15 protein-coding genes are annotated in these 14,400 nt (G+C 71.6%); 10 read left to right on the forward strand and 5 right to left on the reverse strand.

Annotated features, from left to right (window positions below; genetic code table 11):
* Positions 1-103: 103 nt before the first annotated feature.
* Together AOK01_RS17220 and AOK01_RS17225 are read left to right on the forward strand one after the other, a co-directional pair.
* The gene (locus AOK01_RS17220) at positions 104-1,834 is read left to right on the forward strand and encodes an N-acyl-D-amino-acid deacylase family protein (RefSeq protein WP_055512547.1); all 1,731 of its coding nucleotides are present in this window, start codon (positions 104-106) and stop codon (positions 1,832-1,834) included.
* Complete coding sequence (locus tag AOK01_RS17225) at positions 1,831-3,297, forward strand: aldehyde dehydrogenase family protein (RefSeq protein ID WP_055512548.1); 1,467 nt, start codon at positions 1,831-1,833, stop codon at positions 3,295-3,297. The genes AOK01_RS17220 and AOK01_RS17225 overlap by 4 nt, the downstream gene beginning before the upstream one ends.
* A gap of 48 nt (positions 3,298-3,345) precedes the next feature.
* On the opposite strand, the gene AOK01_RS17230 is transcribed toward AOK01_RS17225, so the two are convergent.
* Positions 3,346-3,954 (reverse strand): TetR/AcrR family transcriptional regulator, encoded by a 609-nt coding sequence (locus AOK01_RS17230; RefSeq protein ID WP_055512550.1) that lies wholly within the window; start codon positions 3,952-3,954, stop codon positions 3,346-3,348.
* 105 nt (positions 3,955-4,059) lie between these two features.
* Here AOK01_RS17230 and AOK01_RS17235 point away from each other — a divergent pair, with 105 nt between their 5' ends.
* Positions 4,060-4,809, forward strand: coding sequence for an SDR family NAD(P)-dependent oxidoreductase (locus AOK01_RS17235; RefSeq protein WP_055512609.1), 750 nt, complete (start codon positions 4,060-4,062; stop codon positions 4,807-4,809).
* 62 nt (positions 4,810-4,871) lie between these two features.
* Here the strand turns inward: AOK01_RS17235 and AOK01_RS17240 are convergent, their stop codons facing one another.
* Both AOK01_RS17240 and AOK01_RS17245 read right to left on the reverse strand, forming a co-directional pair.
* Positions 4,872-5,171: a type II toxin-antitoxin system PemK/MazF family toxin gene (locus tag AOK01_RS17240; RefSeq protein ID WP_055512552.1), complete on the reverse strand. Its 300-nt coding sequence runs from the start codon at positions 5,169-5,171 to the stop codon at positions 4,872-4,874.
* Positions 5,168-5,398: a hypothetical protein gene (locus AOK01_RS17245; RefSeq protein ID WP_055512554.1), complete on the reverse strand. Its 231-nt coding sequence runs from the start codon at positions 5,396-5,398 to the stop codon at positions 5,168-5,170. Before AOK01_RS17245 ends, AOK01_RS17240 begins: the two co-directional genes overlap by 4 nt.
* Before the next feature lie 143 nt (positions 5,399-5,541).
* On the opposite strand from AOK01_RS17245, the gene AOK01_RS17250 reads away from it, so the two are divergent.
* Genes AOK01_RS17250 through AOK01_RS17260 form a run of 3 tightly spaced genes read left to right on the forward strand, consistent with a single transcriptional unit; the run spans position 5,542 to position 8,066 of the window.
* Positions 5,542-6,306, forward strand: coding sequence for an SDR family oxidoreductase (locus tag AOK01_RS17250; RefSeq protein WP_055512556.1), 765 nt, complete (start codon positions 5,542-5,544; stop codon positions 6,304-6,306).
* Positions 6,307-6,354: 48 nt separating this feature from the next.
* The gene (locus tag AOK01_RS17255) at positions 6,355-7,287 is read left to right on the forward strand and encodes an SDR family NAD(P)-dependent oxidoreductase (RefSeq protein ID WP_055512558.1); all 933 of its coding nucleotides are present in this window, start codon (positions 6,355-6,357) and stop codon (positions 7,285-7,287) included.
* Positions 7,284-8,066 carry a TetR/AcrR family transcriptional regulator gene (locus tag AOK01_RS17260; RefSeq protein WP_213862109.1) on the forward strand — a complete coding sequence of 261 codons (783 nt, stop codon included), beginning with the start codon at positions 7,284-7,286 and terminating at the stop codon, positions 8,064-8,066. Before AOK01_RS17255 ends, AOK01_RS17260 begins: the two co-directional genes overlap by 4 nt.
* A gap of 16 nt (positions 8,067-8,082) precedes the next feature.
* Here the strand turns inward: AOK01_RS17260 and AOK01_RS17265 are convergent, their stop codons facing one another.
* Positions 8,083-8,925: a helix-turn-helix transcriptional regulator gene (locus AOK01_RS17265; RefSeq protein ID WP_055512561.1), complete on the reverse strand. Its 843-nt coding sequence runs from the start codon at positions 8,923-8,925 to the stop codon at positions 8,083-8,085.
* 183 nt (positions 8,926-9,108) lie between these two features.
* Here AOK01_RS17265 and AOK01_RS17270 point away from each other — a divergent pair, with 183 nt between their 5' ends.
* Positions 9,109-10,131 carry an aldo/keto reductase gene (locus AOK01_RS17270; RefSeq protein ID WP_055512563.1) on the forward strand — a complete coding sequence of 341 codons (1,023 nt, stop codon included), beginning with the start codon at positions 9,109-9,111 and terminating at the stop codon, positions 10,129-10,131.
* Between the two features lie 47 nt (positions 10,132-10,178).
* On the opposite strand, the gene AOK01_RS17275 is transcribed toward AOK01_RS17270, so the two are convergent.
* Positions 10,179-10,574 carry a nitroreductase/quinone reductase family protein gene (locus AOK01_RS17275; RefSeq protein WP_055512565.1) on the reverse strand — a complete coding sequence of 132 codons (396 nt, stop codon included), beginning with the start codon at positions 10,572-10,574 and terminating at the stop codon, positions 10,179-10,181.
* 227 nt (positions 10,575-10,801) lie between these two features.
* On the opposite strand from AOK01_RS17275, the gene AOK01_RS17280 reads away from it, so the two are divergent.
* The 3 genes from AOK01_RS17280 (at position 10,802) to AOK01_RS44410 (ending at position 14,328) form a co-directional block, all read left to right on the forward strand.
* A complete protein-coding gene (locus AOK01_RS17280) occupies positions 10,802-11,287 on the forward strand; it encodes a nuclear transport factor 2 family protein (RefSeq protein ID WP_213862110.1) in 486 nt (161 codons plus the stop codon).
* Between the two features lie 285 nt (positions 11,288-11,572).
* On the forward strand, positions 11,573-12,202 hold the full coding sequence (locus AOK01_RS17285) for a TetR/AcrR family transcriptional regulator (protein ID WP_055512569.1): 630 nt from the start codon (positions 11,573-11,575) through the stop codon (positions 12,200-12,202).
* A 227-nt stretch (positions 12,203-12,429) separates the two neighbouring features.
* Positions 12,430-14,328, forward strand: a complete 1,899-nt coding sequence (locus tag AOK01_RS44410; RefSeq protein ID WP_079103489.1) for a protein kinase domain-containing protein — start codon at positions 12,430-12,432, stop codon at positions 14,326-14,328.
* Positions 14,329-14,400 lie beyond the last annotated feature (72 nt).

Here is a 14,400-nt window from a genome sequence, read left to right on the forward strand (position 1 = left end):
CGTCGGAGGGTGCGGGCCGTTGTGGCTGGTCGCGCAGTTCCCCGCGCCCCTTGGTGAGTGCGCCCGCTGCAAGCCAGAAGGTACAGGGAGAGAAGGGGCTCTGGTGCTTGACCATCTGATCAAAGGTGTGACCGTCGTCGACGGGTCGGGTGGGCCCGCCTTTGTCGGGGACGTGGGGATACGGGACGGGCGGATCGCCGCGGTCGGGGCCGTCGGCGAGGCCGCCCGTACGAGTGAGGACGCCTCCGGGCTCGTACTCGCGCCCGGGTTCGTGGACCCTCACACGCACTACGACGCCCAGCTCTTCTGGGACCCGTACGCGACGCCCTCGCTCAACCACGGCGTGACGACGGTGGCGGGCGGCAACTGCGGTTTCACCCTGGCCCCCTTGAATCCGGCGCGGCCCGACGACGCCGACTACACGCGGCGGATGATGTCCAAGGTCGAGGGCATGTCGCTGGTCGCGCTTGAGCAGGGTGCGCCGTGGAACTGGCACTCCTTCGGGGAGTATCTCGATGCGCTCGAAGGGCGGATCGCCGTCAACGCCGGGTTCATGGTGGGGCATTGCGCGCTGCGGCGGTATGTGATGGGCGCCGAGGCCGTCGGCGGGCAGCCCACGCGGGAGCAGCTGGCGGCGATGGTCGCGCTGCTCGACGAGGCCATGGCGGCCGGTGCCTGGGGGCTCTCCACCACCCAGTCGTCCACCCACTCCGACGGTGACGGCAGGCCCGTCGCCTCCCGGCACGCGCGGCCCGCCGAGCTGCTCGCGCTCTCCCGGGCGGTCGGCGCACGCGAGGGCACCCAGATCGAGGCGATCGTGGCGGGCTGCCTCGACCAGTTCAGCGACGACGAGATCGATCTGTTCGTGGAGATGAGCGCGGCGGCCGGCCGCCCGCTGAACTGGAACGTCCTGACGATCGACGCGGCCGTCCCCGAGCGCGTGCCACGGCAGCTGGCGGCGAGCGAGCGGGCCCGTAAGGCCGGCGGGCGGATCGTGGCCCTCACGATGCCGATCCTCACGCCGATGAACATGTCGCTCGGCACCTTCTGCGCCCTCAACCTCATCCCCGGCTGGGGCGACGTCCTCGCCCTCCCCGTGCCCGAGCGGATCGCGAAACTCCGGGACCCCGGAGTCCGGGCCGAGATGCTGCGGCGGGCCGCCTCGAAGGAGGCCGGTGTCTTCCGGCGCCTCGCCGACTTCGGGCGGTACGTCATCGGGGACACGTACAGCGCGGCGAACGAGGGGCTCACCGGGCGGGTCGTACGGGACATCGCGGCCGAGCGCGGCCAGGAGCCCTTCGAGTGCATCGTCGAGATCTGCGCCAACGACCGGATGCGTACGGTCCTTTGGCCCATGCCGACCGACAACGACCCCGACTCGTGGACCCTGCGCCAGGAGACGTGGCGGCACGAGGACGTGCTGCTCGGCGGCTCGGACGCGGGCGCCCATCTGGACCGGATGTGCGGGGCGCCGTACACGACCCGGTTCCTCGGGGACTGTCTGCGGGGCAGGCAGCTGGTCACGCTGGAGCAGGCGGTGAAGATGCTCACGGACGATCCCGCACAGCTCTTCGGGCTTCGCGAGCGCGGCCGGATCGCGGAGGGTTTCCATGCGGACCTCGTGCTCTTCGACCCGGACCGGATCGACGCCGGCAAGGCCACCCTGGTGCACGACCTGCCGGGAGACAGCCCGCGTCTCGACTCGAAGGCGATCGGCGTCACGGCCGTGTGGGTCAATGGCGTCGAGTCGATACGCGACGACGTGGTGACCGGGGCCGTACCCGGCCAGGTGCTCCGCTCGGGCCGGGACACCCGCACGGTGAGTACGAAGTGACGGGTCATCAAGTAAGTGAGGGGCAGCGGCTGTTCATCGGTGGCTCTTGGGTGGAGCCCGACGGCGGTCACTACGAGGTGATCGACCCGGCGACCGAGGACGTCGTCGGGGCGGCTCCGGAGGCCTCGCGGGACCAGGTGCACGCGGCGGCGGGCGCGGCCCGTGAGGCCTTCCGGGCCTGGTCGCGCACGGCACCCGAGGAGCGGGCCGCCGTCCTGCGCCGGGCGGCCGGGGAGATCCGCCGCAACCTCGTCCCGTACGCCGAGCTGGCCCAGGCGGAGAGCGGGGCCACCACCGGCACCGCGCGCGGGATGCAGGTGGGGGTCGGGGCGGCCCGTTTCGAGCGGTACGCGCGCGTGGAGCCCGTCGAGGAGCCGCTGCCGCCGCAGATCAACGAGGCGGGACCGTTCGGCGGGGCGGCCGTCATGGGGGCCCTCGCCGTGCGCCGGCCGGTGGGCGTGGTCACCTGCATCACCTCGTACAACAACCCCTGGGCGAACCCGGCCGGCAAGATCGCGCCGGCCCTGGCGATGGGCAACACGGTCGTCGTGAAGCCCGCCCCGCAGGACCCGCTCTCCGTGTACCGGATGGCCGAGGCGCTGGAGGCGGCGGGTGTGCCGCCGGGGGTCGTGAACGTCGTCAGCGGGTCGCGGGCGGAGGTCGGGGAGGCGGCCGTCGACTCGGCTGACGTCGACATGGTGAGCTTCACCGGCTCGACCGCGGTCGGCCGGCGCATCGCCGAGGTGTGCGGGCGTGGGATGAAACGGCAGTTGATGGAGCTGGGCGGGAAGGGCGCGGCGATCGTCTTCGAGGACGCGGACCTGGGCTCGGCGGTCCGGGGCATCGGGACCACCTTCTCGTTCTACAGCGGCCAGATCTGCACGGCCCCGACGCGGGTGCTCGCGCAGCGACCGGTGTACGACCGGCTGGTGACTCAACTAGCCGCGTATATCGGCCAGTTGAAGGTGGGGGACCCGCGGGCGGCGGGCACGGTCGTCGGCCCGGTGATCTCCGCGGCGCACCGCGACCGCGTCGAGTCGTACGTCGAACTGGGCCGCAAGGAGGGCGCGCGGGTGGTCGCGGGCGGCGAACGCCCGGCGTTCGACCGGGGCTTCTACGTGGCGCCCACGCTGCTCGCGGACTGCACCAGCGACATGCGGGTGGTCCGCGAGGAGATCTTCGGTCCTGTCGTCGTGGTCCTGCCCTTCGACGACGAGGAGGAGGCCGTCGCGCTGGCCGACGACAGCGAGTACGGGCTGATCGACTATGTCTGGTCCGGCGACGTGGCCCGCGCCTTCCGGGTCGCGGGGCGGCTGCGGGCCGGGGGCGTCGGCGTCAACACGGTCGGCCGCAACATGGAGGCGCCGTTCGGCGGCTTCAAGCAGAGCGGGGTGGGGCGGGACGTGGGCTCGTACGCCCTGCACGCGTACGCGGAGCTGCAGTCGTTGGTGTGGCCGGGCTGACGGTCGGGCTGACGGCCGGGGCGGCCTGGGCGGAGGGTGGGGCGGTCGTCAGGCGGGCGGCCAGTTCCGCAGCGCCGTGTCGGCCACGTACTGGAGGTCGTCGCGGGTGGTGCCGCCGGCGGCCTGGACGGCGATGCCGTTCGCGATGGTCATGAGATAGCGGGCCAGCGCCGCCGGATCGACGTCGGGAGACAGATCGCCTTCGTCGACGGCCTGCCGGAACCGGTCGTGAAGGTGGTCGGTGCCCTTGTTGCGCCAGGCGGTGAGGACGTCCCGGGAGTTGCGCGCATGCTCGCCCGCGACGAGCGAGGCCTGGACGCCGAGGCATCCGGTGGGACAGCCGGGGCGGGTGGAGGTCTGGACGGCGCCACGCAGGAACGCGACGGCCACCTGCCGGGCGGTCGGCTCCCGAAGGGCCCGCCCCAGGTACGAGGCGGGGCCTTCCTCGTAGCGCGCCAGGGCCTTGAGGAACAGCTCGTCCTTGTTGCCGAAGGCCGCGTACATGCTGGTGCGGGTGATGCCCATGGCGGCGGTCAGGTCGGTGAGGCTGGCGCCTTCGTAGCCCTGTGCCCAGAAGACCCGCATGGCCCGATCGAGGGCTTCGTCGGCGTCGAAGCCTCTGGGCCGGCCGATCGGCGCTTTCCGCTGGCTCTCCATGGACCCCACCCTACCTCTTCGGTACCGGCCGGTGCATAACGTGCTACGGTTTCGCTCCACATCGATCAGTACCGATCGGTACTGAAGTTTATGGAGGTCATACGCATGGGGCAGCTTGAGGGCAAGACGGCCGTCGTCACCGGGGGCGGTACCGGGATCGGCCTGGCGAGCGCGGTGCGGCTGGCGGACGAGGGCGCGCACGTGTTCATCACCGGCCGGCGCAAGACCGAGCTGGACGCGGCGGTGGAGACCATCGGGGCGGCGGGGGTCACCGCTGTGGTGGGCGACATCACGGACTCGGCGGACCTGGACCGGCTGTACGACGCGGTCCGCGCCCGGGGCCGGGGTCTGGACGTGCTCTTCGCGAACGCGGGGACCGCCTCGCTGGCGACGCTGGAGCACGTCACCGAGGAGCAGGTCGACCAGGCCTTCGCGGTCAATGTGCGGGGCACGCTGTTCACCGTGCAGAAGTCGCTGCCGCTGCTCAACGAGGGCGCCTCGGTGATCCTCAACGCGTCCACCGCCGCCGACAACGGCACGGAGGCGTTCAGCGTGTACGCGGCCACGAAGGCCGCCGTCCGGTCCTTCGCGCGGGGCTGGGCCAACGAACTCGCGGGCCGCGGCGTCCGGGTCAACGCCGTCTCGCCGGGCCCGGTGGACACTCCCGGGATCACGGACCTCTTCGGCGAGGAGAACGCCCCGGCCGTCCGGGAGCAGCTCGCCGGCGGCATCGCCCTGGGCCGGATGGGCCGCCCGGAGGAGGTCGCGGCGCTGGTGGCGTTCCTCGCCTCCGACCAGAGCAGCTTCATGCTGGGCGCCAATCTGTACGTCGACGGCGGCGAGAACCAGATCTGACCCGCGGGCGGGGACGGGCGAGGGGCGACGGGGCCGGGCGACGTCCGTCGCGAGCGGCGGCGCTACAGATCGAAGACGGCGCGAAGCCCGATCTCGACGGCCTCCATGACGCGGTCGTCCACCGGCCCCAGGTCTTCGGCGAACCGGGGCGCGGACAGCGTGCGGAACTCTCCGAGCACGATGGTGCCCGACGAGGGCGTGCCGACCGGAATATCGACGAGCGTCGCCTCCCGCACCTGCTGCGGATAGACGAGTACGCAGGTGGCGGTCTTGTTCTGGGCGTTGAGGGCGTCGGACGAGATCACCAGGGCGTGCGCGGGACCTCCGGCGAAGGACAGCTGATAGACGTTCCCTCGCTTCACCGCCCCGCCACCCGCGCCCAGCGCTCCAAGGTGGCGTCCTCGCTCTCGGCGGGCTCCGCCGCGGTGGTCACTATCCCGGCCTCGGCCCGCACTCGCGCGGACTTCTCCAGCTCTTCGGCGAGCATCTGGCGACGCAGTATCCGGGTGGTGTACGCGGAGGCGTTGCCCTTGGCCTTCACGTAAGCGGCCACGTCATCGGGCAGGCTCATCGTCATGTTGACCGTCATGCAGGCATCATATCCAGCTTGGTCGGTGTGCGATTTTGCCGTAGCGGTGTTACTTCAATGGGTAGCGTCGCTACGGCATAGGTGTTAGCGTTGTTGTCGTAGGGAGGCGAACAGCGCTACCCGCCGACATGAGGAGCACCGTCATGACTGAGCAGACCGGTACCGGAAGCACCGGAACCTCCCCCCGCGTCGCGATCGTCACCGGCGGTTCGCGCGGAATCGGACGCGAGTCCGCGGAGCGGCTGGCGGCCGACGGATTCGCCGTCGTCGTGAACTTCGCGGGCAACCAGGCCGCCGCCGACGAGACCGTCGGCGCGATCACCGAGGCCGGCGGCCGGGCGTTCGCCTTCCGGGCCGACGTGGCCGAGGAGACCGAGGTCGCGGCGCTCTTCGACGCCGCCGAGTCGACGTACGGCGGGGTCGACGTCGTGGTCCACGCGGCCGGTGTGATGACCCTGGCGCCGCTGGCCGACACCGACCTCGACGCCCTGGACCGAATGCACCGCACCAACATCCGCGGCACCTTCGTCGTCGACCAGCAGGCCGTACGCCGGCTGCGTACGGGCGGCGCGATCCTCAACTTCTCCAGCTCCGTACTGGCACTCGCCATCCCCGGTTACGCCGGGTACGCCGCCACCAAGGGTGCCGTCGAGGCCATGACCCTGATCCTGGCCCGCGAGCTGCGCGGCCGGGACATCACCGTCAACGCGGTGGCCCCCGGCCCGACCGCGACCGCCCTGTTCCTGGACGGCAAGGACGAGGAGACCATCGCGCGGATGGCCGCCCAGCCGCCGCTGGAACGCCTGGGCACGCCCGACGACATCGCCGGGGTCGTGTCCTTCCTGGCAGGCCCGGCCGGCCGCTGGGTCAACGGCCAGGTGCTGCGCGCCAACGGCGGCATCGCGTAAACCGCCTTCTTCTCCCTCACCTCTTCCCCCACCCTCAGGAGTTCCGTCATGGGCAGGACGATCGTCATCACGGGCGCGGGTTCCGGTTTCGGCGCGCTCGCCGCGCGGGCGCTGGCCGACGCCGGGCACACCGTCTACGCGGCGATGCGTGACATGGGCGGCCGTAACGCGGCCCGGGTCGCGCAGGCGGAGGCGTACGCCGCCGAGCACCAAGTCGATCTGCGCACGGTCGAGTTGGACGTCCTCTCGCAGGAGTCCGCGGACGCCGCCGTCGCCACGGTCCTGGCCGAGGCCGGCACGCTGGACGTGGTCGTGCACAACGCGGGCCACATGGTCACAGGACCCGCCGAGGCCTTCACCCCCGAAGAACTGGCCGCGGTGTACGACACCAACGTGCTCGGCACCCAGCGCGTCAACCGGGCCGCCCTTCCGCACCTGCGCGCCCAGGAGCACGGCCTGGTCCTCTGGGTCGGCTCGACCTCGACGAGGGGCGGCACCCCGCCCTACCTCGCGCCGTACTTCGCCGCGAAGGCCGCGATGGACGCGCTCGCGGTGTCGTACGCGGCCGAGCTGGCCCGCTTCGGCATCGAGACGACCATCGTGGTGCCGGGCGCCTTTACCTCGGGCACGGAGCACTTCGCGACGGGCGGCCACCCCTCCGAGCGGACGGTGCTGCCCGCGTACGAGGAGCGGTACACGGGTCTGATGGACCAGGTCGCCGAGCGCCTCGCCGCCCTTGAGCCGGCCGACGCCCCCGCGTCCCTGGTGGCCGACGCGATCGTCGAGGTCGTCGGCACCCCGCACGGCGAGCGGCCCTTCCGGGTCCACGTCGACCCCTCGAACGACGGGTCGGAAGAGGTCAGCCGGGTCGCGGACCGCATCCGCGCGGAGTTCCTGACGCGGATAGGCCTGGACGACCTGCTCACTCCGCGGTCCCCGACCCACCCCCAGCCCTCGGCCTCCGCACGGTCCGCCGTATGAGCTCGGATAGCGTCACGGCCGTGAGTACGAAAGCGCGCATTCTCGAAGTGGCGGCGGCCCTGGTCGCCGAGTCCTCGAACGGGGACGTCTCGACCAGGGCCGTGTGCGAGGCCGCCGGGGTCGGCGCCCCCGCCCTCTACCGCCACTTCGGGGACAAGGAGGGCCTCCTGTCGGCGGTCGTCGACCACGGCTGGGACAAGTACCTCGCGACCAAGCGCGACCGGGCCCCCGGCACCGACCCCGTCGAGGATCTGCGGGACGGCTGGGACAGCCACGTCGAGTTCGCCCTGGGCAACCCGAACCTGTTCCGCCTGATGCACTCCCCGGCGATGCGTACGCCCCCGGCGGCGGCCCTGGAATCCCACCGCATCCTCACATCGGACCTGCAACGGGCCGCCGGGCAGGGCAAGTTGACCATGTCTCCCGAACTGGCGGCCCAGATCATCATGTCGGCGAACGTCGGCGTGGCCCTGATGCGGGTCTCGCGCCCGGCGACGTTCTCCGACGAGTCGGTGTCCCGCCGGGTCCGGGACGCGGTCCACGCGACGGTCTTCACCCCGGACGTGACGCGGCCACGCGGAACGGCCGAGGCGGTGGCGTCCGACCCGGTGGAGGCGGACTCCGCGCAGGTCGAGCCCCGCGTCCCCGCCACGGCGGCCCACCTGAACGCCCTCATGCGCCAGTTCCCGCCCCCGCACCTCACCCGGGCCGAGAGCAGCCTGCTCACGGAGTGGCTGGACCGCCTCTCGAACACGTCACGGGACCAGGGGCAGCGGTAGCAATAGCAGCAGCGGTTCAGCCGTGGGTCAGGTTCTGGAGGCCGATCACGCGCAGCAGCTCCAGCCGCTCGTAGGACTCGCTGCCGCGGCGGGCGGTGTGGAGGACCAGCCGCTGGTCGTGCTCCGGGCTCAGCATCACCTCGCAGTCCAGCTCCAGCAGGCCGACGACCGGATGCAGGAAACGCTTGACGTCGGAGCGGCGCACGGCCACCTCGTGGTCGTCCCACAGCGCCGAGAACTCCTCGCTCCGGGCGCGGAGCCGGCGTACGAGCCCCACGAGGCGCGCGTCGTCCGGGCGCCGGGCGAGTGTGGCGCGCAGCGTCGCCACCGCCGTACGGGCGGCGCGGTCCCGGTCCTCGGGTGGGAAGAGTTCCCGCGCGGACGGGTCCGTGAAGTAGCGCCAGGGGATGTTGCGCTCCGCCTCGGGGCGGGCGGACGCATCACCGTGGAGCGCCTTGTCCATGGCGTTCTGCGCGAGGATGTCGCCGCGGTCGTTCACCACCCGGGCGGGGACGTCGGCCAGCCGGTCGAGGACGAGCAGCAGACCGGGGCGTACGTGTTCCGTGGCCGGCCGGTCGCGTGGGGGCTCCTCGCCGGCCAGATGGAAGAGGTGGTCCCGTTCGTCGCCGGTCAGCCGCAGCGCGCGGGCGGCGGCGGCGAGCATCTGACGGGACGGGCGCGAGCCCCTGGCCTGCTCCATCCGCGTGTAGTGGTCGGTGGACATGCCGGCCAGCTGGGCCACCTCCTCGCGGCGCAGCCCCGGGGTGCGGCGCCGCGCGCCCTGTGAAAGACCCACGTCGGCGGGGGTGAGCCGGGTACGGCAGCGGCGCAGGAAGTCGGCCAGTTCGGATCTGTCCACGCCTCCACCATGCCCCGGAACGCGGGACGTAGCCAGGGACTGCCCGTCCCCGGACAAGGCCGTCTCTCCCGCCGGGTCGGGGCCCGCCGCACGCTGGTGACCGGCGCCGGACATGGTCTCCGGCGCAGACCTCCTCTCCTGCGTCTCCTGCGCACTCTCCTGCGAAGAAGGGCATGATCCGCCATGCGATACCGCACACTCGGCCGGACCGGCATCAAGGTCAGCCCCTACGGGCTCGGCGCGTTGATGTTCGCCACGTCCGTGGGCAACCCCGACCCCGACGACTCGGCCCGCGTCATCCACAAGGCGCTGGACGCGGGGATCAACCTCATCGACACCGCCGACGTCTACGGCGACTCCGAGGAGGTCGTCGGCAAGGCGCTCAAGGGGCGACGGGACAACGTCGTCCTCGCGACCAAGGTGAGCCGCCCGACCGGTGACGACCCCAATCAGCAGGGCACCTCGCGGCGCCACATCGTGACCGCGGTCGAGAACTCGCTGCGCCGCCTGGGGACCGACCACATCGACCTCTACCAGATCCACGTGCCGGACCCCACCACGGACATCGAGGAGACGCTGTCCGTGCTCTCCGACCTGATCCACAGCGGGAAGGTCCGCGCGATCGGGACGTCCGCGACGCCGGCGTCCGACATCGTCGAGGCCCGGTGGGCGGCCGAGCGGCGCGGTCTGGCCCGGTTCCACACCGAGCAGCCGCCGTACTCGCTGCTCAACCGCGGTGTCGAACGCGAGGTGCTGCCGGTCGCGCAGCGCCATGGGGTGGGCACGCTGGTGTGGGGCCCGCTCGGGCAGGGGCTGCTCACGGGGCGTGTCCGCAAGGGCGAGGAGAACCGGCTGCGCCGCGCCGCCTTCTTCAAGCACCTCAACGACGAGCGCCGTCTCGACGTCGTCGAGCAGTTCATCTCGCTCGCCGAGGAGGCGGGGATGCCGCTGACCCACCTGGCCATGGCGTTCGCCATCGCCCACCCCGGCGTGACCAGCGCGCTCGCCGGTCTGCGCACGATGAGCCACCTGGACGACCTGCTGGCGGGCCTCGACGTGGTGCTCACCGACGACATCCTGGACCGGATCGACGAGATCGTGCCGCCGGGCACCGACGTCGGCACGCTGGACCAGGCCTACACACCGCCGGCGCTCCAGCGGGCGGCCCTGCGTCGCCGCCCGCCCGGCGAACGCACGGCAGCCTGACACCGCCCGCCGGTCCGGGCCGGTCCGGCGGCCGGTCAGGACCGGGCTCAGTCGGCCAGATCGACCCGTACGGTCAGCAGGTTCGTCCCGACGGCGCGGACCGCCAGGCTGTTCATGCGGGGCAGGGACCTGAGCCTGACGCGCGGGTCGTCCTGGTGCAGCAGACGGGCGGTGCCGTGGTGCCACCGCCCGCCGACGCGGACGCGGACCTTCGGGTCGGCCTGGATGTTCCGCACGTAGTGCGATTTCTCGCCGTACTCGGAGACGATCCAGAGCTCCTGCCCGACCCGCCGCCCACCGACCGGCGTCCGCCGGGGCAGCCCGGAGGTCCGTCCGGTGGTCTCGATCAGAGTCTGGAACGGCAACCGCCTGGACAACGGATTGACCACCCACCGCTGAACAGCCGTAACGGCACGGAACTTGACCTCATGGCGACGCGACATCTCAGTTTCCTTGCAGTAGGAGGTCTTCTGCCAGCCATTGTGTGGACACGTGGCTCCTCTTCACAGGCCTTGAGCGATGGCGTGGCTTGGTTTTCGCGACAACCTGTCGTAATCTTTTACGACAGGTTGTCGCGTAAAAAGTGCGGGTCGGGGCGCGTGCAGGCCAGGTCCGCGCGCGGCAGTACGAACGCGCCGACATCGCCGTAGTGAATGGAGAGGCTCTTCCCATGAGTGCCACAGCAATGAGGGCCACTGATCGTGCCGATCTCATCGAACTGTTCGGCCGGTACGCCGACATCGCGGACCTGAAGGAGTACACCGAGCTGCCCGGTCTCGTCTTCACCGACCCGCTCACGATCGACTTCCAGTCGGTCGCCGACATTCCGCCGATGACCATCCCGCTCAGCGACTACGTCGAGTCCGTCCGCGCCGGCTTCGTCTCCTTCACGGCGACGCACCACGCCATCACCGGCCACGTCGTCGACATCGACGGCGACAGGGCGACGATCCACGCGCACGTCCGCGCCGAACACTGGCTCCCGGACGAGCTCGCCGACGGTGGACCCAATCGCTGGCTGGTGGTCGGCTTCTACGACAACGAGGCGGTTCGCACGGCGGAGGGCTGGCGCCTCAGCAGCGTGAAACTCACCGCGTCGCACCAGGAGAACCCGCACCTGGCGGGCGTCGCCATGGCCGGCCAGCAGGCACGCTAGGGCCCTTCTGATGGATCTCCGCGGCGTCGCGACGCCCGGCACGCCCTCTCGCCGCACCGGGCACAGACCCAAGTACGTCCAGTACGCGGGCCTGTGCCCGGCACGCCGAGAGCACGCACCGAACGCCGCTCCTTCACCCACGGAGATCCATCAGAAGGGCCCTAGCGACGGCGAAGGCCGTGCGCCGGGCCGGCCGGCGTGCCACCACCGCGCCGAGCGGGACGTACGGGGGCGAACAGGCAGGCCCGGTGCGACGGGAAGGCCGTGGTGGGGGAGGATGCTCGGATGCCGCGGATCCGGGGAGCCAGTATCGAGGAGCACCACGAGATGGTGTGGGCCGACCTCGCCGAGGCGATGCGGCAGCTCCTGCTCGAACGCGACTACGAGTCGATCAACATGGGCCACATCGCGGCCCGCGCCGGTCTCGCGCGCAACACGCTCTACAACTACGCCCGTGACAAGAGCGCGCTGGTCCTGGCGCTGACCGAGCGGGCGGGCCGGCCCATGGTCGACCGTGTCAGCGCGATCGCCGCGCGGACCGCGGACCCGGCCGTGGAGCGGATGGGGGGGATCATCGAGGCGGTCCTGGAGGCGTTCCGGGACCAGATCATGCAGTTGATGTTCCGGCCGGGCTCCGCGCAGGTGGTCGCCGGGGAGCCCAAGGGCCCTGACAGCCCGTTCCACTCACTTGTGGTCGAGGTGGAGAACGTCGTCCGGGACGGCATCGCGCGCGGAGAGTTCCGCGACGTCGGCGACGTACAGCTCGTGGTGGAGCTGCTGTCCGGTGCCATGCGCGCGTGCGCGGAACGCATCAGCCGGGACCCGGCCGCCTTCGAGGCCACGGTCCGCGCGGCCCAGGAGATGGTCCTCGTGTCGCTGGCACGCCGTCCCGCTGCGGACGGGGTGCACGAGTAGCGCCGTCCGCATCCGCGTGAGGCGAACGGGCAGCTCTTCCGGTGGTGCGCGGGCGACCCTGTCCCGCCGAAACCGGCTCACATCCGTGCGGCCGTGGACTGCCGCGCCACCCCCGACGCTCATATAGATATCCATGGAAGTCGATTGACGCGGGGTTCGTACACGTCATCCCCTCCCCATCTCCTATCCTCGCTGCGAGGGCGTCGCCGGGGAAAAAGGGAACACGCATGGACGGGTTGACCCCGGATGATCCGGGTTGGATAGGTAATTACCGACTGCTCGGCAGACTCGGTGAGGGCGGCATGGGGCGGGTCTACCTGGCCCGCTCCGACCGCGGCCGTACGGTCGCGGTCAAGGTCGTCAAGGAAGAGCTGGCTCGCAAGCCCGACTTCCGACGGCGGTTCGCGCAGGAGGTGAAGGCGGCCCAGCGGGTCGGCGGCGAGTGGACCGCGCCCGTCCTGGACGCCGATACGGACGCACCCACACCGTGGGTCGCCACCGGCTACGTCGCCGGGCCCTCGCTCGCCACGGTGGTGGACCAGCAGTACGGTCCGCTGCCCCCGCAGTCCGTGCGGGCGCTGGCGGTCGGGCTCGTCCGTGCCCTCCAGGCCATTCACGGCGCCGGGCTCGTGCACCGCGACCTCAAGCCGTCCAACGTCCTGGTGACGATCGACGGGCCCCGCGTCATCGACTTCGGCATCGCGCGCGCCCTCGACCCGGCCATGCAGTCCACCGACGGGTTCACCATGACGGGCGCCGTCGTGGGCTCGCCGGGCTTCATGTCGCCCGAGCAGGTGCGCGGGGAGCGGGTGTCGTACGCGAGTGACGTCTTCTGCCTCGGCACCGTGCTGGCGTACACCGCGACGGGTCGGCTGCCGTTCGGCGCCGGTGAGGGCGGGATCCACTCGCTGCTCTTCCGGATCGTGAACGAGGAGCCGGACCTCGCGGGGCTTCCCGGGGAGTGGGAGCGGCTGGTCGAGTGGTGCCTCGTGAAGGACCCGGCGCAACGGCCCTCGCTGGACGAGCTGTTGCGGCACATCGAAAGCATGGAGGACACCGGCGGCGCGTGGCTGCCGGGCGAGGTGCTGGCGGAGCTCGGCAGACACGCCGTACAGCTCCTGAACCGCGAGGACCCGCAGAGCCAGGTGCTCGCCGGCCTGGCGCCGGACTCCGGACCGGCCTCCGGCCCGGGATCGCCGGGACCGGGATCGGGATCCGGACCGGGATCCGGACCGGGATGGGGATCGGGTTCTGGGTCTGCTTCCGGGGCCGGGGCAGTGTCGGGTCCGGCGTCGGGCCCCGTACCGGTACCGGCCGGGGCACCGGCCGCCGCGGCGGCCGGGCCGTTGGCCGCCCCGCTGCCCGGCTTCGGCCCGCCCGTCGCGTACGACCCGGCCCAGCCGATGTGGCACAGCCCCGCGCCGGGCAGCCTGCGGCCCCCGTCCCACGTCGCGTCGTTCACGCCCATTCCGACCGCCGGCGCGGTCCGGGGGCTCGGGACGGCCCTGATCGGCCTGCTGGGCCTGTACGCGCTGTCCCTGCTGGTCCGGGGCGCCATCGCCGGGGAGGCTCTGTTCCAGCTCCAGTCGGTGGACAGTACGGCGGACACTCAGAACATCGCGGACTACGGGGACCTGCAATTCGTGACGTCGGCGGCCGAAGGCTTCGAATCGCTGCTGGTCGTCGCGCTGTCCGTGCTGTGGGTGATCTGGTTCCGGCGCACGCGGAGCAACGCCGAGGCCTTCGCGCCGGGGCGCATTCGCCACTCGTTCGGGATGGCGGCCGGCTCCTGGTTCATCCCGGTCGTCTGCCTCTACATGCCCAAGCAGATCAGCAACGACATCTGGACGGCGACCACGGGCCGGCTCAAGGGCGCCGAACGGTGGCTGCTGAGCATCTGGTGGTGGTGCTGGAACCTCTACATCCTGGTGTGGGCGAAGGACTGGTTCGTCGATAACTGGTACGAGAAAGGCGAGTCGGGCGACGCCCTGGACGCCGCTGTCGAATCGATCACAGGCTGCTGCTCCGGCATCCTGTGCGTCGCCCTGGCCGCCCTCGTCGTCAACCGGCTCACCTCCCACCAGCAGACCCGCTTCGAGGAGACACAGCGCCCCGTACGGCCATGAGGCGGGCGGCCCGGCGCGTGGCCACGACGAGAACGAGAAGCGCGCCGGGCCGGGGCCCCGGTGGTGCCGTCT

Origin of the sequence: Streptomyces aurantiacus, from assembly GCF_001418335.1 — a bacterium.
Taxonomy (GTDB): Bacteria; Actinomycetota; Actinomycetes; order Streptomycetales; family Streptomycetaceae; genus Streptomyces; species Streptomyces aurantiacus.